This window comes from Comamonas sp. CAH-2 (assembly GCF_009668305.1).
GTDB lineage: Bacteria > Pseudomonadota > Gammaproteobacteria > Burkholderiales > Burkholderiaceae_C > Comamonas > Comamonas aquatica.
Window position 1 is genome coordinate 27,173 of sequence record NZ_VSWF01000015.1, and the last position, 18,226, is coordinate 45,398.

The 18,226-nt window shown below is 67.5% G+C and carries 17 protein-coding genes; 12 read left to right on the forward strand and 5 right to left on the reverse strand.

All coding sequences use genetic code 11. From position 1 onward, the window contains the following. Positions 1 to 31: 31 nt before the first annotated feature. The gene (locus FYM52_RS10320; RefSeq protein ID WP_154164027.1) at positions 32 to 841 is read right to left on the reverse strand and encodes a FadR/GntR family transcriptional regulator; all 810 of its coding nucleotides are present in this window, start codon (positions 839 to 841) and stop codon (positions 32 to 34) included. A 186-nt stretch (positions 842 to 1,027) separates the two neighbouring features. Here FYM52_RS10320 and FYM52_RS10325 point away from each other — a divergent pair, with 186 nt between their 5' ends. The 3 genes from FYM52_RS10325 (at position 1,028) to garD (ending at position 5,030) form a co-directional block, all read left to right on the forward strand. Then, a complete protein-coding gene (locus tag FYM52_RS10325) occupies positions 1,028 to 2,323 on the forward strand; it encodes a glucarate dehydratase family protein (protein WP_154164028.1) in 1,296 nt (431 codons plus the stop codon). 54 nt (positions 2,324 to 2,377) lie between these two features. Next, positions 2,378 to 3,379 (forward strand): tripartite tricarboxylate transporter substrate binding protein, encoded by a 1,002-nt coding sequence (locus tag FYM52_RS10330; protein ID WP_154164029.1) that lies wholly within the window; start codon positions 2,378 to 2,380, stop codon positions 3,377 to 3,379. 97 nt (positions 3,380 to 3,476) lie between these two features. Further along, positions 3,477 to 5,030, forward strand: a complete 1,554-nt coding sequence (garD, locus tag FYM52_RS10335) for a galactarate dehydratase (protein ID WP_043385573.1) — start codon at positions 3,477 to 3,479, stop codon at positions 5,028 to 5,030. 75 nt (positions 5,031 to 5,105) lie between these two features. Here garD and FYM52_RS10340 read toward each other — a convergent pair whose 3' ends face one another. Further along, positions 5,106 to 5,447, reverse strand: coding sequence for a YqcC family protein (locus FYM52_RS10340; protein WP_154164030.1), 342 nt, complete (start codon positions 5,445 to 5,447; stop codon positions 5,106 to 5,108). Positions 5,448 to 5,744: 297 nt separating this feature from the next. Between FYM52_RS10340 and FYM52_RS10345 the strand changes: the two genes are divergently transcribed. The 5 genes from FYM52_RS10345 (at position 5,745) to FYM52_RS10365 (ending at position 10,381) form a co-directional block, all read left to right on the forward strand. Beyond that, complete coding sequence (locus FYM52_RS10345) at positions 5,745 to 6,608, forward strand: branched-chain amino acid ABC transporter permease (protein ID WP_154164031.1); 864 nt, start codon at positions 5,745 to 5,747, stop codon at positions 6,606 to 6,608. A 1-nt stretch (position 6,609) separates the two neighbouring features. Next, the gene (locus tag FYM52_RS10350) at positions 6,610 to 7,584 is read left to right on the forward strand and encodes a branched-chain amino acid ABC transporter permease (RefSeq protein WP_154164032.1); all 975 of its coding nucleotides are present in this window, start codon (positions 6,610 to 6,612) and stop codon (positions 7,582 to 7,584) included. Beyond that, positions 7,571 to 8,335, forward strand: coding sequence for an ABC transporter ATP-binding protein (locus tag FYM52_RS10355; protein ID WP_043385576.1), 765 nt, complete (start codon positions 7,571 to 7,573; stop codon positions 8,333 to 8,335). The genes FYM52_RS10350 and FYM52_RS10355 overlap by 14 nt, the downstream gene beginning before the upstream one ends. Continuing rightward, on the forward strand, positions 8,322 to 9,029 hold the full coding sequence (locus FYM52_RS10360) for an ABC transporter ATP-binding protein (protein WP_154164033.1): 708 nt from the start codon (positions 8,322 to 8,324) through the stop codon (positions 9,027 to 9,029). Before FYM52_RS10355 ends, FYM52_RS10360 begins: the two co-directional genes overlap by 14 nt. 182 nt (positions 9,030 to 9,211) lie before the next feature. Then, positions 9,212 to 10,381: an ABC transporter substrate-binding protein gene (locus FYM52_RS10365; RefSeq protein ID WP_042411934.1), complete on the forward strand. Its 1,170-nt coding sequence runs from the start codon at positions 9,212 to 9,214 to the stop codon at positions 10,379 to 10,381. Positions 10,382 to 10,557: 176 nt separating this feature from the next. On the opposite strand, the gene FYM52_RS10370 is transcribed toward FYM52_RS10365, so the two are convergent. The 3 genes from FYM52_RS10370 to FYM52_RS10380 all read right to left on the reverse strand — a co-directional run bounded on the left by FYM52_RS10370 (position 10,558) and on the right by FYM52_RS10380 (position 13,131). Beyond that, entirely contained in the window at positions 10,558 to 11,331 is a 774-nt protein-coding gene (locus FYM52_RS10370) for an SDR family oxidoreductase (RefSeq protein WP_043385581.1), read from the reverse strand. Between the two features lie 121 nt (positions 11,332 to 11,452). Beyond that, on the reverse strand, positions 11,453 to 12,256 hold the full coding sequence (locus FYM52_RS10375) for an IclR family transcriptional regulator (protein WP_042411930.1): 804 nt from the start codon (positions 12,254 to 12,256) through the stop codon (positions 11,453 to 11,455). Positions 12,257 to 12,360: 104 nt separating this feature from the next. Continuing rightward, positions 12,361 to 13,131 (reverse strand): ferredoxin--NADP reductase, encoded by a 771-nt coding sequence (locus FYM52_RS10380; RefSeq protein WP_043385586.1) that lies wholly within the window; start codon positions 13,129 to 13,131, stop codon positions 12,361 to 12,363. Positions 13,132 to 13,498: 367 nt separating this feature from the next. Between FYM52_RS10380 and FYM52_RS10385 the strand changes: the two genes are divergently transcribed. The 4 genes from FYM52_RS10385 to FYM52_RS10400 all read left to right on the forward strand — a co-directional run bounded on the left by FYM52_RS10385 (position 13,499) and on the right by FYM52_RS10400 (position 18,218). Beyond that, positions 13,499 to 14,698 (forward strand): ABC transporter substrate-binding protein, encoded by a 1,200-nt coding sequence (locus tag FYM52_RS10385; RefSeq protein WP_043385587.1) that lies wholly within the window; start codon positions 13,499 to 13,501, stop codon positions 14,696 to 14,698. Between the two features lie 93 nt (positions 14,699 to 14,791). Further along, positions 14,792 to 16,687, forward strand: coding sequence for an ABC transporter permease (locus FYM52_RS10390; protein WP_154164034.1), 1,896 nt, complete (start codon positions 14,792 to 14,794; stop codon positions 16,685 to 16,687). After that, positions 16,684 to 17,445 carry an ABC transporter ATP-binding protein gene (locus tag FYM52_RS10395; protein ID WP_154164035.1) on the forward strand — a complete coding sequence of 254 codons (762 nt, stop codon included), beginning with the start codon at positions 16,684 to 16,686 and terminating at the stop codon, positions 17,443 to 17,445. Before FYM52_RS10390 ends, FYM52_RS10395 begins: the two co-directional genes overlap by 4 nt. Then, positions 17,442 to 18,218 carry an ABC transporter ATP-binding protein gene (locus tag FYM52_RS10400; protein WP_154164036.1) on the forward strand — a complete coding sequence of 259 codons (777 nt, stop codon included), beginning with the start codon at positions 17,442 to 17,444 and terminating at the stop codon, positions 18,216 to 18,218. Before FYM52_RS10395 ends, FYM52_RS10400 begins: the two co-directional genes overlap by 4 nt. Positions 18,219 to 18,226 lie beyond the last annotated feature (8 nt).

Sequence of the window (18,226 nt, forward strand, 5' to 3'; positions counted from 1 at the left end):
TGGTGCGCGGCGGGCGTGGCCCGACCGGTGCTCAGGCGTCGACGCTGGGCTGGGCGGACTGGCTCAGGCGCTGGGCCAGGCGCAGGCGTTCGCGCGAGTTGGTCAGGTGGATGCGCATGGCCGCGCGGGCCGATTCCGCATCCTGGCGCTCGATGGCGGAATAGATTTCCTCGTGCTCCCGGTTCACGCGGCGCAGGTAGTCGGGGTCGCGGGGCGAGGTGTGGATGGAGGTGATGCGGTTGCGCGGGATCAGCAGGTTGCCAAAGTGCTCCAGGATGTCCTGGAAATAGCGGTTGCCCGTGGCCTGCGTGATGCTCAGGTGGAAGGCCAGGTCGTAGGCCACCGTGTCGTTGCCCTGGGCGAAGTGGTATTCGAAGGCCTCCAGCGCGGTGCGCATGGCCTCCAGGTCCTGGGGCTGGCGGCGCTGGGCCGCCAGGCCGGCGGCCTCGGTCTCCAGGCTGATGCGCAGCTCCAGCACGGCCAGCACATCCACCGATTCGCTGAGTTCATGGGCGCTGAGCACCGGTCCCGGGTTGTGCCGCGTCGGCAGCACGAAGGTGCCGATGCCGTGGCGGGTTTCGACCAGGCCGGCGGCCTGCAGCTTGGACAACGCCTCGCGCACCACGGTGCGGCTGACGTCGTAATTGCGCACCAGCTCGGACTCGGTGGGCAGCTTGTCCCCCTCGCGCAGCAGGCCCTGGCGGATCTTGTGGCCGAACTCCTCCGACAACAGGCTGGCCAGGTTGCGGCTGCCACGCCCGGCTTTGCTGCGCAGGGCAGCACCCTCCTGGGGCACGGAAGTGGCGGGGGCTTGGGGTAATTCCGATGTCAGGCTGCGCATGGGCATGATGATAATCGCTTTATGTTGTATGACAACGTACCTCAAGACCTGTGTGACCCAGCCCGGGTCACCCCCTGTCGCTGCCCTGGCCGCTCGCTCGCGGGTGCCGGGCGGCAGGCGGCGCCCGCGTTCCCGGAACGCTGGATACACAGGCCTGCGCCCGATATCCATCCCTGATCCTGCACGATGAGTACTTCCCACGCGATCCGCCACATCCGCATCACGCCCATTGCCTTCCGCGATCCCCCGCTGCTCAACGCGGCCGGCATCCACGAGCCCTGGGCCCTGCGCTCCATCATCGAGATCGAAACCGCCTCGGGCCTGGTCGGCATCAACGAAAGCTATGGAGACCAGTCCATGCTGGAGGCGCTGGCCAAGGCAGCGCCGGCCCTGGTCGGCCTGTCGCCCTGGGCGTTGAACGACATGGAGGCCCGCGTGGCGGCCCTGGTCACGCCGCCCCAGCTCACGGCCTCGGAATTCCTCGGCCAGCAGGTCTCGCTGGCCCCGGGCACCCATGTGTCCAAGACCGTGGCCAAGGTGGTCAGTGCCTTCGAAGTCGCCATGCTGGACCTGCAGGGCCAGATGGCCCAGGCCCCCATCGTCGACCTGCTGGGTGGCCCTGCGCGCGACCGCGTGCCCTACTCAGCCTATCTGTTCTACAAATACGCCGAGCACGTGGGCCAGCCCTACGCCCCTGACGCCTGGGGCGAGGCCCTGACGCCAGCGCAGCTCGTGGCCCAGGCCCGGCGCATGATCGACCAGTACGGCTTCCAGAGCATCAAGCTCAAAGCCGGCACCCTGCCACCCGAGCAGGAGGCCGCCGGCATCCTGGCCCTTGCCGAGGCCTTCCCCGGCACGCCGCTGCGCATCGACCCGAATGGCAACTGGACCGTGGAAACCAGCCTGCAGATCGTGCAGCAGCTGCGCGGCGTGCTGGAGTACTACGAAGACCCGGCCCCGGGCCTGGACGGCATGGCCGCCGTGGCGCGCGAATGCGAGGTGCCCCTGGCCACCAACATGGTGGTGACCGACTTTGCCGAATTCCGCCGCAATGCCGACATGGGCTGCCCGGTGAAGATCGTCCTCAGCGACCACCACTACTGGGGCGGCCTGCGCGCCACGCAGCGCCTGTCCACGCTGTGCCAGACCTTCGATCTGGGCCTGTCCATGCACAGCAATTCCCACCTGGGCGTGAGTCTGGTGGCCATGACGCACCTGTGTGCCAGCGTGCCGCAACTGACCTATGCCTGCGACACCCACTACCCCTGGCAGGACGAGGAAGTCGTCGAAGGCGGCCGCCTGCAGTTCGAGCAGGGCAGCCTGCGCGTGCCCACCACCCCCGGCCTGGGCGTGACGCTGGACCGCACGGCCCTGGCGCGCCTGCACGACAACTACCTGCACTGCGGCATCCGCAACCGCGACGACCTGGGCCAGATGCGCAAGTACGACCCGTCCTTCACCGGCCACCAACCCCGTTTTTGATTCACCCATCCACAGCGCAAGAAGACGCTTTTTGTTCCACAGGAGACAATCGCCATGCAACGTCGCACTCTGATCCAGCACACCCTCGCCGCCAGCTCCTTGCTGCTGGGCGCATCCATGCTCGCCGCGCCCGCCCTGGCCCAGGGCAACTGGCCCACCAGCAAGCCCATCACCTACCTGGTGCCCTTTCCACCCGGGGGCAATACCGACACCCTGGCGCGCGTGATTTCCCAGCCGCTGAACAAGGCGCTGGGCACGTCGGTGATCATCGAGAACAAGGGCGGCGCCGGTGGCAGCGTGGGCTCGGCCCTGGCGGCCCGCGCGCCTGCGGATGGCTTCACCATCCTGGGTGGCACCATCAGCTCGCACGCCATCAACGTCAGCCTGTACTCCAAGCTGGACTACGACCCCGTCAAGTCCTTCACCCCCATCGCCATGCTGGGTTCCGGACCGCTGGTGCTGGTGGTGCCGGCGTCCAGCCCCTACAAGACCCTGGCTGAAGTGCTGGCCGGCAGCAAGTCCAAGGCTTCGGCCGGCGGCCTGACCTCGGCCTCGCCGGGCAACGGCACCTCCAACCACATGGCGATGGAGCTGCTGGCCTACCAGACCGGCGTGAAGTTCACCCACGTGCCCTACAAGGGCAGCGGCCCCGCCGTGCAGGACGTCATGGGCGGGCAGGTGGACATGATGTTCGACACCGCCCTGGTCGTGGGTCCGCACATCCAGGCCGGCAAGCTGCGTCCGATTGCCGTCACCAGCTCCAAGCGCCTGGAGTCGCTGCCCGATGTGCCCACGATTGCCGAATCCGGCGAAAAAGGCTTCGACATGGGCTCCTGGCAGGCTGTGTTTGCGCCGGCTGGCACCCCCAAGGCCATCGTGGACCGCCTGCACGATGAGATCATGAAGATCGTGGCCACGCCCGAGGTGCAGGCCCGCCTCAAGAGTTTTGGCATGCAGCCTTCGCGCATGACGCCCGCCGAGCTGGCCGAGTTCCAGAAGGCCGAAGTGACCAAGTGGGCGGCCGTGATCAAGGCGGCTGGCATCAAGGCCGACTGAGTCCACCCCTGTGCGCGCCGTGCCGCTGCCTCCGGGTGGCGGTCGCGGTGCGTGGGGTCCCGCGTGCGGGGCCCCGGATAACCGAGACGAGATTGTCATGAGCACCCCCCTTCCCCTTGCCATCACCATGCACGCGGCCGACAACGTGGCCATCATCGCCAACGATGGCGGCCTGCCTGCCGGCACCGTGCTGCCCAGCGGCCTGACCCTGCGTGACGCCGTGCCCCAGGCGCACAAGGTGGCCCTGGTGGACATCCCCGCCGGCGGGGTGATCCGCCGCTACAACGTGGCGATTGGCTACGCGCAGCAGCCGATTGCCGCAGGCAGCTGGGTGCACGAAAAACTGCTGCAGATGCCCGAGGCGCGCTCGCTGGAGGGCTTGCCCATTGCCACCGTGCAGCCGCCCGTGCTGGAGCCGCTGGAGGGCTACACCTTCGAGGGCTATCGCAATGCCGACGGCTCCGTGGGCACGCGCAACATCCTGGCCATCACCCAGACCGTGCAGTGCGTGGCCGGCGTGACCGACTTCGCCGTGCAGCGCATCAAGGCCGAGCTGCTGCCCAAGTACCCCAACGTGGACGACGTGGTGGCCCTGGCCCACACCTACGGCTGCGGCGTGGCCATCGACGCCCCCGATGCCGTGATCCCGATCCGCACCGTGCGCAACCTCAGCCTGAACCCGAACTTCGGCGGCGAGGTCATGGTGGTCAGCCTGGGTTGCGAGAAGCTGCAGCCCGAGCGCCTGCTGCCCCCGGGCAGCTTTCCCATCGTGGACGAGCGCGAGCAGGCACTCGACGTGGTTTGCCTGCAGGACGACGCCCATGTGGGCTTCATGTCCATGGTCGATTCCATCCTGCGCCAGGCGGAGCAGCACCTGCGCCGCCTTAACGCGCGCCGCCGCGAGACCGTGCCGGCCAGCGAGCTGGTGGTTGGCGTGCAGTGCGGCGGCAGCGATGCCTTCAGCGGCTTCACGGCCAACCCCGCCGTGGGCTTTTGTACCGACCTGCTGGTGCGCGCGGGCGCGTCCGTGATGTTCTCGGAAGTGACCGAGGTGCGCGACGGCATCGACCAGCTGACCTCGCGCGCGTCCTCGCCCGAGGTGGCCGAGGCCATGATCCGCGAGATGGCCTGGTACGACAATTACCTTAACAAAGGTCGCGTGGACCGCAGCGCCAACACCACGCCCGGCAACAAGAAAGGCGGTCTGTCGAACATCGTGGAAAAAGCCATGGGCTCCATCGTCAAGAGCGGCAGCGCCCCCATCACGGGCGTGCTCTCGCCCGGCGAGAAGCTGCAGCGCAAGGGCCTGACCTATGCTGCCACGCCGGCCAGCGACTTCATTTGCGGCACGCTGCAGCTGGCGGCCGGCATGAACCTGCACGTGTTCACCACGGGCCGTGGCACGCCCTACGGCCTGGCCGAGGTGCCGGTGATCAAGGTGGCCACGCGCCACGACCTGGCGCGCCGCTGGCACGACCTCATGGACATCAATGCCGGCACCATCGCCACGGGCGAGAAGACGATTGCCGACGTGGGCTGGGAGATGTTCCAGTTCATGCTGGACGTGGCCAGTGGCCGCAAGAAGACCTGGGCCGAACAGTGGAAGCTGGCCAACCAGCTGGTGCTGTTCAACCCGGCGCCGGTGACCTGAGCGCACGGCGCCGCACCCTGCAAAAAGCGCTGCCTCGGCAGCGCTTTGCTTTTTGGGGGGATGCCCGGGTGTGGCCTAGCCCGCGGCGGCCACAGTCAGCGTGGCATCGATCCGAGCCAACACCTGCAAGGCCGTGGCGTGGGGGCCCTGGGGAAAGCGGTTGTTCCATTCGTGCTCGGCCAGCGGGTGCACGCTGCAGTTGCCGGGCAGGGGGGCGTTGGCGTCCAGCAGCGCATGCAGGCGCGGCACGAACACCCACTGCAGCCATTCCTCGATCTGCAGGGTGTCGTACATGAAGGGCATGGTCGATGCCAGGGCCTGCTCCGACGGCGGCTGCGCGCCCCACAGGGCGGCCGCGCGCAGTTCGGCTTCCAGTTGCTGCAGGTGGTGGCGCAAGGTGGTGGATGTATCGCTCATGGTGCGATTGTCCCCGCTTCGCCAATCCCTGACAGGTCACCGTGGTTGCCCTCATAAGGTTTCCCCGCAGGCCGCGTCAACTAGGTTACTGCGCGGGCCTTCAAACCTTCGGGGTTTGCCCGGAATTGTTCTGCACAGCGGAATTTCCCACTGTTTATTTGCGAAAGCTGGCCCTAGTCTGGACTGACAGCGGGGTGCCGGCCAGCGCTGCCAACCGATCAAGGAGACAGGGATGCAGAACAACACCACGGCCGTTGGCGCAGGCGTGCGCGACGGCCACCAGGGCAGGAGGGCGTGATGGACGTTCTTTTGCAGCAAGTGCTCAATGGCCTGACATTGGGCGGTATCTACGGGCTGGTGGCGCTGGGGCTGACCCTGGTCTACGGCATCTTGCACGTACCCAATTTCGCGCACGGTGCGTTCTACATGGTCGGCGCCTTTGTCGCCTTCCACGCGATGAACGCCTGGGGCCTGGGCTACTGGCTGGCGATGCTGGTGGCCGCAAGCGTGGTGGCGGCGATGGCCGTGGTCAGCGAGCGGCTGGTCTTCACGCCGCTGCGCAACGCCTCGGGCATCCACCCCATGGTGGCCGCCATCGGCGTGCTGCTGTTCCTGGAGGCGGCGGCCCAGGCGCTCTGGGGCGCGGATTTCCAGCGCATGCAGACACCCTACACCAGCATCATCGACCTGGGCGGCGTGACCGCGCCGGCCCAGCGCCTGCTGATTATTGCCGCGGCCTTTGCGCTGATGGTGGCGCTGCACCTGTTCCTGACGCGCACGGTGGTGGGCTCGACCATCATCGCCATGGCGCAAAACCGCGATGGGGCCTCCATCGTCGGCATTGACGCCCAGCGCGTGGCCATGCTGACCTTTGCCATCTCCGGCGTGCTGGCGGCCGTGGCGGCCACGCTGTACGCGCCCATCAACCTCGTCTACCCGGCCATGGGCCATCTGGTGATCACCAAGGCCTTCGTGATCATCATCCTGGGCGGCATGGGCAGCATTCCCGGCGCCATCGTGGGGGGGCTGATCATCGGCTTTGCCGAGAGCTTCGGCGCCTACTACATCTCGACCGACTACAAGGACATCATCGCCTTCGTGCTGCTGGTGGTGATCCTGTCGATGCGCCCCGAGGGCCTGTTTGCAAAGAGGGGGCGCTGAGATGCAAGCTTTTATCGATAGCAAACTGGCCTGGGGGCTGCTGCTGGCGGCCAGCCTGGCCTTCCCCTGGGTGGCGGGCAACGACTACCACCTGACGGTGATGAGCACGGCCTACATCTTCGCCATCGCCACGCTGGGGCTGAACCTGATCACGGGCTACACCGGCCAGCTCAACCTGGCGCATGCCGGCTTCATGGCCGTGGGGGCCTACACCGTGGGCATCCTGACCGTGGACCATGGCTGGAGCTTCTGGGCCGCCTTCCCCATGGCGGGGGTGGTGAACGTGGTGCTGGGCTATGGCGTGGGCCTGCTGTCGCTGCGGCTGAAGGGGCACTTCTTTGCCATCTTCACCCTGTGCGTGGGCTACATCATGTTCCTCATCATCGAGAAGTGGGAGGGCCTGACCCACGGCACGGTGGGCATCATGGGCATCCCCGCGCCCGAGCCGATCGGCGCCATCAGCTTCGAGTCGCCGCTGGCGCTGTACTACCTCACGCTGGGCTTTCTGGTGCTGGCCGTGTGGGCCATGCGCCGCATCGTCAAGTCGCTGCTGGGGCGCACCTTCATCGCCATCCGCAACAGCGACGAGCTGGCCGAGGCACTGGGCATCAACCTGATGCGCAACAAGACCCTGGCCTTCATGCTCAGCGTGTTCTACGCCGGCATGGCGGGCGGGCTGTACGCGGGCTTCGTGCGCTTCATCGGCCCGGACCTGGCCGGCACGCACCACACCTTCGACATGATGATCTTCATGATCGTCGGCGGCCTGGGCACGGTGCTGGGCCCGCTGCTGGGCGCCATCGGCATGCCGTGGCTGACGCAGTCGCTGCAGTTCCTGCAGGAGTACCGCTTCATCGTCTTCGGCCCCATCCTGGTGGCGCTGGTCATCTTCCTGCCCCACGGCATCGTGGGCAGTTTTCTGGCGTGGCGCGCGCGCCGTGCGGCCAAGGAGGGCCGGCCCCATGCTCAAGATTGAACACCTGACCAAGCGCTTCGGCGGGCTGGCGGCGGTCAACGACGTCAGCACCGTGATCGAGGCCGGCAAGATCAACGCCATCATCGGCCCCAACGGCGCAGGCAAGACCACGTTCTTCAACCTGATCAGCTCCATGCACAAGCCCACCAGCGGCACCATCACCTTCAACGGGCGCGATGTGACTTCGCTGCGCCCGGACCAGGTGGCGCAGCTGGGCGTGGCGCGCACCTTCCAGGCCACGTCGCTGTTCGACAAGGCCTCGGTGCTGGACAACCTGATCGTCGGCCACCGCCTGCGCACCCGCTCCGGGCTGTGGGATGTGCTGCGCGGCTCCAGCCGCCTGCGCGAGGAGGAGCGCGTGTGCCGCGAGAAGGCGCGCGATGCGCTGGACTTCGTCGGCCTGTCGCACATCGCCCACCGCCTGGCGGGCGACATCACGCAGGAGGAACGCAAGCGCGTGGCCTTTGCGCTGGCGCTGGCCACCGACCCGCAATTGCTGCTGCTGGACGAACCGGCTGGCGGCGTGAACCCGGAGGAGACCGAGGGCCTGGCCCAGCTGATCCGCAAGTTCGTGCGCCACGGCATGACGGTGGCCCTGATCGAACACAAGATGGGCATGATCATGAGCCTGGCCGACAAAATCCTGGTGCTGAGCTATGGCGAGAAGATCGCCGAAGGCACGCCCGACGAGATCCGCCGCAACCCGGCGGTGATCGACGCCTACCTGGGGAGCGAGCATGCTGAAGTTTGAGAACGTCTCGCTGAAATACGGCAGCTTCCTGGCGCTGGACCAGGTCAGCCTGCATGCCGACCAGGGCGAGCTGGTGGTGCTGCTGGGCGCCAACGGCGCCGGCAAGAGCTCGCTGTTCCTGACGGCCAGCGGCATCCACAAGGCTGCTGGCGGCTCCATCACCTGGAACGGCCAGGAGCTGGTGGGCCGCAAGCCCTCGGCCATCGTGCAGTCCGGCGTGGTGCAGTGCCCCGAGGGGCGCAAGCTGTTCCCACAGATGAGCGTGCGCAAGAACCTGGAGCTGGGCGCCTACGTGCACCGCCGCGACCCGGGTCCCAGTCGCCAGACGCTGGAGGAGGTGTTCGCCCTGTTCCCCATCCTGCGCGACAAGCAGCACGACCCGGCCGGCTCGCTGTCGGGCGGGCAGCAGCAGATGGTGGCCATCGGCCGCGCCATGATGGGTCGCCCCCGGGTGCTGCTGCTGGACGAACCCTCGCTGGGCCTGGCGCCGCTGGTGATCAAGCAGATGTTCGAGGTCATCGAGCGCATCAATGCAGCCGGCACCACGGTGCTGCTGGCCGAGCAGAACGCGTTTGCGGCGCTGAAGATCGCCCACCGCGCCTATGTGCTGGAAAACGGCCGCATCGTGCGCGAAGGCGCGCCCGCGGCGCTGCTGGCCGATGACTCGATCCGCAAGGCGTACATCGGGGCATGACACCCCCTGAGGCGCTGTGCGCCTTCCCCCATCCCTGGCGGGGTCCGCCAGAGGGGGGCGACATCCGCGCTGCGGGGCGGCCCTGGTGCGATGTCCCCCGCGAAGGTGAGCGATTTTCACTGCGCCGAGGTGCGCAGTTCTGGTTCCGCAACGCAAGACACACCACACACAAGGAGACAACCATGCGTGCATTTTCTCGACTCAATCGCCGCCAGCTGACCGGGCTGGCCCTGGCCTGTGCGGCCACCTGGGCTGCGCCGGCGATGGCGCAGGACGTGGTCAAGATCGGTTACTCGGGGCCGCTGTCGGGCGGCGCCGCGCAGTACGGCAAGAATGCGCTGGACGGCATGCTGCTGGCGGCCGACGAACTCAATGCCGCCAACCTGGAGGTGGGCGGCAAGAAGGTGAAGTTCGAGATCGTGCCGCTGGACGACAAGTACAACCCGTCGGAGACCGCCATCAACGCCCAGCGCCTGGTGCAGCAGCACAAGACGGCGGCCATCCTGGTGCCGCATTCCGGCGGCATCTTCGCGGTGCAGACCACCAACGAGCGCAGCAACTTCATCGTGCTGGCCTACAGCTCGGTGCCGCAGATCACCAACCGCGGCAACAAGCTGACGCTGCGCATTCCGCCGGAGTTCACCACCTACATCGAGCCCTTCTCCAGCTACCTGATGCAGCGCTATGGCAAGAAGGTGGCCATGGTGGGCGCGGACCACGACTACGCCAAGGCCTGGGCCGCGGCCTTCAAGCCCGGCTGGGAAAAGCTGGGCGGCAGCGTGGTGGCCGAGAACCCCATGAGCTACAACCGTGCCACCGACTTCTACAGCGGCGTCAGCAAGGCGCTGGCGGCCAAGCCCGATGTGCTGTTCGTCGGCGGGGCCTCCGAGCCCACGGCCCTGGTCGTCAAGCAGGCGCGCGAGCTGGGTTTCAAGGGCGGCTTCCTGGTCATGGACCAGGCCAAGCTGGATGAGATGGCGCGCGTCGTCGGCGGCCTGGAGGTGCTGGAAGGCGCCATCGGCGTGCTGCCCGTGTCGGCCGACCCTTCGCCCGACAACCAGGCCTTCATCGCGCGCTTCGGCCAGAAGTTCGCGGGCCGCGTGCCCGGCTCCGAGGCCCTGTGGAACTACACCGCCGTGCACGCCACGGCCAAGGCCATGCAGCTGGCTGGCTCGGCCACCGATGCCAAGGCCATCCACGCCAAGCTGGATGCGGGCTACAAGGCGCTGTCGCCCCAGGTGAACCCCGGCGGCGTGTTGGGCGTGGACGACAAGGGCGGCACCCTGACCCGCGAGCGCGGTGGCGCGGTGCAGGACGGCAAGATCACCGTGATCAGCACCGACAAGAAATAAACCGACAGGTCGGTCACACCCCCAACAAAAAGCGCACCGAGGTGCGCTTTTTGTTGGGTCAACATGGCCATGGAATCATCAGTAAAAAGAGCGGTTTGCGCTTGCCCAACCATGATTTCAAGGTGTTTTGTGTCTGAAATCATTGAATGGTCAGCGCGAACCGCTCCTTTTTTCAATCAGATCAGGCTGGCGCCACCGTCCAGCACCAGGGCCTGGCCGGTCATGTGGCGCGAGGCGTCCGAGGCCAGGTAGACGGCCGCGCCCTTCAGGTCCTCCTCGCCGCCGATGCGGCGCAGCGGTGCCCGCGCGATCAACTGGTCGCCCAGCTGGTCGATCAGGCCGTTGGCCAGCTTGCTGGGGAAAAAGCCCGGGCAGATGGCGTTCACGCGGATGCCGTACGGCCCCCACTCGGACGCCAGGGTGCGCGCCAGGTGCACGGCGGCGGCCTTGGAGGTGTTGTAGGCCACGGTGTGCATGCCCGGTGGCGTGCCCTTGAAGGCCGCCACCGAGGCCGTGATGATGACGTTGCCCTGGCCCTTGGGAATCATCACGCGCTTGGCCACCTCGCGCGTCAGGAAGAAGGGCGCGGAGACGTTGAGGTTCATGACCTTGTGCCAGGCTGCGTCGGGGTAGTCCTCGGCCTTGGCGCCCCAGGTGGCGCCGGCGTTGTTCACCAGGATGTCGATGCTGCCCAGCTCGGCCAGCACGGTATCGACCAGCGCCGGAATGGCGTCGAACTGCTGCAGGTCGTTGGTGAAGGTGGCGACCTCGATGCCCAGGCCTTCGAGGTGGGCCTTGGCGGCCGCCAGCTCGTCGGCCTTGCGCGCCGTGATGGCCAGGCGGGCCCCCATCTCGCCCAGGGCCTCGGCCATCTGCAGCCCCAGGCCGCGCGAGCCCCCGGTGATCAGCGCGGTCTTGCCGGCCAGGTTGAACAGTTGTCGGACGCTCATGCCGTGTCTCCTTGCTTGTTGGTGTGGACTGGAGAGTCCGCAGCGCGGAACGCTCCAGCAAACATCCTAGGAGAGGCGGCGCGGCGGCGCTGTCGTCTCGGTAACTGCTGCCGGCGCGGCGCTAGGCCTGGTAGATGGCCTGCTGCAGGCGGCGCACCATGCGCTCCAGCTCGGGCCGGGCGCGGGACATCAGCAGGTCGGCGGAAATCAGCCGCGCCGGGCCGCCGCAGCTGATGGCCATCAGCGGCAGACCACGGCCCGGCGAGAAGGCCAGGGCGATGGCGTTGACGTGCGGCAGCCAGTCGCCGAAGGAGGTGGTCAGCCAGGGGTGGGGGCGCTCCTGGTGCTGCGGCCACTGCGCCGCCAGGGGCTGGACGGCGGCCCACTGCTCGGGCGCATGGGCCTGCAGGTAATCCAGCGCCTGCAGGCGCTCCTTCACCGGGCAGGCCGCCAGCCAGGCGCGGCCCACGGCCGTGGTGCCCAGCGGCAGGCGCGTGCCGATGTCCAGGTCCGAGTCCATGGGCAGCGGGCTGGGGCAGTGTTCGATGTAGACCATGCTGTGCCGGTCGCGCGCGGCCAGGGCCACCTCGGCCTGCGTCAGGTCGCACAGCTTTTGCATCAGCGGCCGTGCGATCTTGCGCACATCCAGCCCCGACAGCATGGCGCTGCCCAGGGCCAGCGTGGCCGTGCCCAGGCGGTACTTGCCTTCTTCGGGCACGTGGATCAGGTAGCCCAGCGCGGTCAGCGTGTGCGTCAGGCGCGAGACCGTGGACTTGGGCAGCCCGCAGCGGCGCGCGATGTCCTGGTTGCCCAGCAGTTTCTCGCCGGAACGAAAGCACGACAGCACCTCCAGGCCGCGTGCCAGGGCGGTGATGTAGTTGCGGTCGGGGGCGGCGGGCAGGGCCGGGTCGCGAAGGGCAGGCATGCCCTGGATTATGGAAACCCCCGGCGCGCGGCGCCACAGGGCTTTCGCCAACAAAAAGGCCCGCCGCGGCGAACCGGGGCGGGCCTTGGGCAGAGAGAGCGGGATTACTTCTCGACGAAGGCGCGTTCGATCACGAAGTCGCCGGGCGTGGTGGTGTTGCCTTCCTTGAAGCCGCGCACTTCCATCATGTGCTTCAGATCGGCCAGCATGGCGGGGCTGCCGCAGAGCATGACGCGGTCGGTCTCGGGGTTCAGCGCGGGCAGGCCCAGGCACTGGGGGAACACGTTGTTGTTGATCAGGTCGGTGATACGGCCTTGGTTGCGGAAAGGCTCGCGCGTCACGGTGGGGTAGTAGTGCAGCTTGCCCTTGACGATCTCGCCCAGGAATTCATGCTCGGGCAGTTGCTCGAACATCTCCTGGTAGGCCAGTTCCTTGACCTCGCGCACGCCGTGCACCACGACCACGTTGTCGAACTTCTCGTAGGTCTCAGGGTCGCGCGCCACGGCCAGCCACGGGGCCAGGCCGGTGCCGGTGCCGATCAGGTACAGGTTCTTGCCGGGCAGCAGGTAGTCGATCAGCAGTGTGCCCGTGGGTTTCTTGCCGACGATGATGGTGTCACCGACCTGGATGTGCTGCAGGCGCGAGGTCAGGGGGCCGTCCTCGACCTTGATCGACAGGAACTCCAGGTGCTCCTCGTAGTTGGGGCTGGCGATGGAGTAGGCGCGCAGCAGGTTCTTGCCGTCGACCTTCAGGCCGATCATGGTGAAGTGGCCGTTGGAAAAGCGCAGCGACGTGTCGCGGGTGGTGGTGAAGGAAAACAGGCGGTCGGTCCAGTGGTGCACGGACAGGACGCGTTCTTCGAGGAAAGCACTCATGATGACAAAAGACGGGTAAAGCAAAAATGGGCACAGCCTGCCCGAGCGTTAGCAGCCAGGTGGCGAACCTTGGGTGCTGCGCATATGCACAGCGGGTATAGCGGGCCGGCTTCTTATAAGGTAGACCGCTATTGTCCGAGAAATGCGGTCCCACGGGTGCGGTTGCCGTCCGAGATTTGATATGGATTAGTAATAAGCACCTGCCTGTCTGGCTTGACAAGGATTAATGCTCGGAATTAGCATAAGTGCCCGTGCACGCCGTGGCGGCACTTTTTTTTAGTCATAAATACTCAATTTGAGTATTAATTGGCGGCATCCGTCAGCAGACGCGCAGAGCTGCACCGGGTGGCGCCGTGGAGGACGACATATGCAAAAGCGCTGGGCGTTGCCCTTGATGGCCTTGGCCGCTGTTCCTGCCTGGGCGCAGGGGGTGCTCAAGATTGGGGAGGTCAACAGCTACAAGGCCATGCCGGCCTTCCTCGAGCCCTACAAGAAGGGCATGGACCTGGCGGTGCAGGAGATCAATGCCGCGGGCGGGCTGCTGGGCAAGAAGGTGGAGCTGGTGGTGCGCGATGACAACGGCAACCCCGGCGACGCCGTGCGCGCCGCCGAAGAGCTGTACACGCGTGAAAAGATCGACGTGCTGACCGGCTCCTTCCTGTCGCACGTGGGCATGGCGCTGACCGACTACGCCGGGCAGAAGAAGCGCTTCTTCCTGGCCTCCGAAACCCTGACCGACAAGGTGGTGTGGGCCAATGGCAACCGCTACACCTACCGCCTGCGCGGCTCGACCTACATGCAGACGGCGATGCTGGTGCAGGAGGCCAAGAAGCTGAACAAGAAGCGCTGGGCCATCGTCTACCCCAACTACGAGTACGGCCAGTCGGCCGTGGCGACCTTCAAGCAGCTGATGCAGCAGGCCCAGCCGGACATCGAATTCGTTGCCGAGCAGGCGCCCCCGCTGGGCAAGATCGACGCCGGCGCGGTGGTGCAGGCGCTGGCCGATGCCAAGCCCGATGCCATCTTCAACGTGCTGTTCTCGGTGGACCTGGGCAAGTTCGTGCGCGAAGGCAACACCCGTGGCCTGTTCAAGGGCCGCCAGGTGGTGGGCCTGCTGTCGGGCGAACCCGAGTACCTGGACGCGCTGCGCCAAGAAGCGCCCGAGGGCTGGATCGTCACCGGCTACCCCTGGTATGCCATCAAGACCCCGGCCCACGATGCCTTTCTGAAGGCCTACCAGGCCGCGTACAAGGACTATCCGCGCCTGGGCACCATCGTCGGCTACAACGCCATCCAGTCGCTGGCTGCGGGCATCCGCAAGGCTGGCAGCACCGACACCGAGGCCCTGATTCGCGCCTTCCAGGGGCTGCACGTGGACACGCCCTGGGGCCCCATCACCTACCGCCCGCAGGACCACCAGTCCACCATGGGCGCTTATGTGGGCAAGACCACCTACAGCAAGGAGCTGCAGCGCGGCGTGATGGTGGACTTCTACTATGCCGATGGCAAGGACTACCAGCCCTCGGACGCCGAGGTCAAAAAGCTGCGTCCCGCCAGCGCACAATAAGCCACCGGGGCGAACAGCCACCCGGGCCTGGGCGCCCGGGTGGCTTTTTCACACCTGCCACACAGCAATCCTGAGTTTGAGGAGCATTGCCGCATGAGCGCATCTGGCCTGCTGGCCCAATTGCTCAACGGGCTGGCCAGCGCGTCGTCGCTGTTCCTGGTGTCCGTGGGGCTGTCGCTGATCTTCGGGGTCACGCGCACCATCAATTTCGCGCACGGCTCGTTCTTCATGCTGGGCGCCTACCTGGCGTTCACCAGCGTCGAGACCCTGGCGCCGAGCCTGGGCTTTTGGCCGGCGCTGCTGCTGGCACCGCTGGTCTGCGGTGTGCTGGGCGCGCTGACCGAAATGCTGCTGCTGCGCCGCATCTACCAGGCGCCCGAGCTGTTCCAACTGCTGGCCACGTTTGCCCTGGTGCTGGTCATCAAGGACGCGGCCCTGTGGCTGTGGGGGCCGGAGGAGCTGTTCGGTCCGCGCGCCGCGGGCTTCGAGGGCGCGGTCGACATCCTGGGCCGCAGCTTTCCCACCTATGACCTGCTGCTGATCGCCGTTGGCCCGCTGGTGCTGCTGGGCCTGACCCTGCTGCTGACGCGCACGCGCTTCGGCATCCTGGTGCGCGCGGCCACGCAGGACCGCGAGATGGTCGGCGCGCTGGGCGTGAACCAGGCCTGGCTGTTCACGGCGGTGTTCGCCCTGGGCACGCTGCTGGCGGGCCTGGCCGGTGCGCTGCAACTGCCGCGCGAGCCGGCCAGCCTGGAGATGGACATGACCACCATCGGCGCCGCCTTCGTGGTGGTGGTGGTGGGCGGCATGGGCAGCATCCCCGGCGCCTTCATCGCCGCGCTGCTGATTGCGCAGATCAAGGCCGTGTGCATCTGGCTGGGCGTGCAGGAAGTGCTGGGGGTGACGGTGTCGTTCTCCAAGCTGACGCTGGTGGTGGAATTCCTGGTCATGGCCGCCGTGCTGATCTGGCGCCCCTGGGGCCTGCTGGGCCGGCCCCAGGCCCCGGCACGCGTGGCAGGCACGCCCGAGCAGCCGCTGCGCCTCGCCGGGGGTGCCGGCCGCACCGCCTGGGCCGTGCTGCTGCTGGGCCTGGTGCTGCTGCCGCTGGCCGCCGGCCAGGACAGCTATGCCACCGTGCTGCTGACCGATATGCTGATCGCCGCGCTGTTCGCGGCCAGCCTGCACTGCATCCTGGGTCCGGGCGGGCTGCACTCGTTCGGCCATGCGGCGTACTTCGGACTGGGGGCCTATGGCGCGGCCCTGGCCGTGCGGGCGCTGGATCTGCCCATGGAAGCGGCCCTGCTGCTGGGGCCCCTGGCCGCCGTGGCCGGGGCCCTGCTGTACGGCTGGTTCTGCGTGCGCCTGTCGGGCGTGTACCTGACCATGCTGACCCTGGCGTTTGCGCAGATTACCTGGGCCATCGTGTTCCAGTGGGATGCGGTCACCGGCGGCAGCAACGGCCTGACCGGGGTCTGGCCCTCGGCCTGGGCCGACCAGGGCGCTGCCTTCTACTGGCTGGCGCTGGCCGTCTGTGCTGCAGGTCTGTACCTGCTGCGCCGCCTGCTGTTTGCGCCCCTGGGCTATGCGCTGCGCGCCGCGCGCGACTCCGCCGTGCGCGCCGATGCGATTGGCCTGGACGTGCGCCGCATCCAGTGGACGGCCCTGGTGGTGGCCGCGGGCTTTGCGGGCGTGGCCGGGGCACTGTTCGTGTTTTCCAAGGGCAGCGTGGCCCCCGACAGCCTGGGCGTGACCCGCAGCGTGGATGCGCTGGTCATGGTCCTGCTGGGCGGGATCCAGACCCTGGCGGGGCCGGTGGTCGGCTCGGCGGCCTTCACCTGGCTGCACGACACGGTGGCGCGCAACACCGATTACTGGCGCGCGCTGATGGGCGCCATCATGCTGCTGCTGGTGCTGCTGTTTCCGCAGGGGCTGGCCGGATCGGCGCAGTGGCTGGGGCGCCGGCTGGCGCGGCGCGGAGGTGGGGCATGACACTGCTGCAGGTCGAACAACTGAGCAAATCCTTTGGCGGCGTGCAGGCCGTGCAGGGCGTGTCCCTGGCGCTGCAGGCCGGCGAGATGCTGGCCCTGATCGGGCCTAACGGCGCGGGCAAGAGCACCACCTTCAACATGGTCGGCGGGCAACTGGTGCCCGACCGTGGCCGCGTGCTGCTGCGCGGGCAGGACATCGCCGGGCTGGCGCCGCGCGCCATCTGGCGACGCGGCGTGGGGCGGACCTTCCAGATCGCGCAGACCTTTGCCTCGTTCAGCGTGGTCGAGAACGTGCAGCTGGCCCTGCTGTCGCACGACCGGCGCACTTTCCGCTGGTGGCCGCGCGCCGCCACCCACCGCCGGGACGATGCGCTGGCCCTGCTGGAGCAGGTGGGCATGGCGGCGCAGGCCGACCGGCCCTGCAGCGAACTGGCCTATGGCGATGTGAAGCGCGTGGAGCTGGCGCTGGCGCTGGCCCACGACCCGCAGCTGCTGCTGATGGACGAACCCACGGCCGGCATGGCGCCGGGCGAGCGCGTGGCGCTGATGCAGCTGACGCGTGACCTGGCCCGGGCGCGGCAGATGGGTGTGCTGTTCACCGAACACAGCATGGACGTGGTCTTCGGTCTGGCCGACCGCGTGGCCGTGCTGGTGCGCGGCCAACTGCTGGCCGAAGGCACGCCGCAGGCCATCCGCGACGATGCGCGGGTGCAGCAGGCCTACCTGGGCACGGGCTGGGTGCTGGAGGCACAGGAATGATGGAAATAGAGAGCAGCATGGGCAAGCAGGACGGGCGTGAACAGCCTAAAACACCCTTGCTGCAGGTCGACGACCTGCACGCCTGGTACGGCGCCGCCCACATCCTGCACGGCGTGTCGGTGCAGGTCGGGCGCGGCGAGGTCGTGGCGCTGATGGGGCGCAATGGCGCGGGCAAATCCACCACGCTCAAAAGCATTGCCGCCCTGGTGCCGCGCCGCGAAGGAAAAATTCTTTTCAGGGGCGAGGACCTGGCGCGCAAGGCCGCGCACCAGATCGCCCAGCGTGGCCTGGGCTATGTGCCCGAGGACCGGCGCATCTTCACCGAGCTGACGGTGCTGGAGAACCTGGAAGTCGGCCGCCAGCCGCCGCGCACCTGGCCCGACGGGACGGCGGTGCCGCACTGGACGCCTGAAAAGTTGTTTGCACTGTTCCCGAACCTGGGCGAAATGCCCGACCGCCTGGGCGGCCGCATGAGCGGTGGCGAGCAGCAGATGCTGACCGTGGCGCGCACGCTGATGGGCCAGCCCTGCCTGGTGCTGCTCGATGAACCGTCAGAGGGCGTGGCCCCGCTGATCGTGGAGCAGATGGCGCGCACCATCCTGCAGCTCAAGCAGGCGGGCATCGGCATCCTGCTGTCCGAGCAGAACCTGCCCTTCGCCCAGGCCGTGGCCGACCGCGCCTATGTGCTGGAGAAGGGGCAGATCGTCTGGTCCGGCGCCATGGCGGCGCTGGCGGGCGATGCGAATGTGCGCAGACAATATCTGGGTGTTTGAGCGAGGAC

Excerpts from the sequence above, each read along its gene's own strand:
- FYM52_RS10385 (WP_043385587.1), top strand. The coding sequence starts at position 13,499 with ATGCAAAAGCGCTGGGCGTTGCCCTTGATGGCCTTGGCCGCTGTTCCT.
- FYM52_RS10340 (WP_154164030.1), bottom strand. The coding sequence starts at position 5,447 with ATGAGCGATACATCCACCACCTTGCGCCACCACCTGCAGCAACTGGAA.
- FYM52_RS10395 (WP_154164035.1), top strand. The coding sequence starts at position 16,684 with ATGACACTGCTGCAGGTCGAACAACTGAGCAAATCCTTTGGCGGCGTG.
- FYM52_RS10380 (WP_043385586.1), bottom strand. The coding sequence starts at position 13,131 with ATGAGTGCTTTCCTCGAAGAACGCGTCCTGTCCGTGCACCACTGGACC.
- FYM52_RS10345 (WP_154164031.1), top strand. The coding sequence starts at position 5,745 with ATGGACGTTCTTTTGCAGCAAGTGCTCAATGGCCTGACATTGGGCGGT.
- FYM52_RS10330 (WP_154164029.1), top strand. The coding sequence starts at position 2,378 with ATGCAACGTCGCACTCTGATCCAGCACACCCTCGCCGCCAGCTCCTTG.
- FYM52_RS10350 (WP_154164032.1), top strand. The coding sequence starts at position 6,610 with ATGCAAGCTTTTATCGATAGCAAACTGGCCTGGGGGCTGCTGCTGGCG.
- FYM52_RS10390 (WP_154164034.1), top strand. The coding sequence starts at position 14,792 with ATGAGCGCATCTGGCCTGCTGGCCCAATTGCTCAACGGGCTGGCCAGC.
- FYM52_RS10360 (WP_154164033.1), top strand. The coding sequence starts at position 8,322 with ATGCTGAAGTTTGAGAACGTCTCGCTGAAATACGGCAGCTTCCTGGCG.
- FYM52_RS10400 (WP_154164036.1), top strand. The coding sequence starts at position 17,442 with ATGATGGAAATAGAGAGCAGCATGGGCAAGCAGGACGGGCGTGAACAG.
- FYM52_RS10365 (WP_042411934.1), top strand. The coding sequence starts at position 9,212 with ATGCGTGCATTTTCTCGACTCAATCGCCGCCAGCTGACCGGGCTGGCC.
- FYM52_RS10355 (WP_043385576.1), top strand. The coding sequence starts at position 7,571 with ATGCTCAAGATTGAACACCTGACCAAGCGCTTCGGCGGGCTGGCGGCG.
- FYM52_RS10375 (WP_042411930.1), bottom strand. The coding sequence starts at position 12,256 with ATGCCTGCCCTTCGCGACCCGGCCCTGCCCGCCGCCCCCGACCGCAAC.
- FYM52_RS10325 (WP_154164028.1), top strand. The coding sequence starts at position 1,028 with ATGAGTACTTCCCACGCGATCCGCCACATCCGCATCACGCCCATTGCC.
- garD (WP_043385573.1), top strand. The coding sequence starts at position 3,477 with ATGAGCACCCCCCTTCCCCTTGCCATCACCATGCACGCGGCCGACAAC.
- FYM52_RS10320 (WP_154164027.1), bottom strand. The coding sequence starts at position 841 with ATGCGCAGCCTGACATCGGAATTACCCCAAGCCCCCGCCACTTCCGTG.
- FYM52_RS10370 (WP_043385581.1), bottom strand. The coding sequence starts at position 11,331 with ATGAGCGTCCGACAACTGTTCAACCTGGCCGGCAAGACCGCGCTGATC.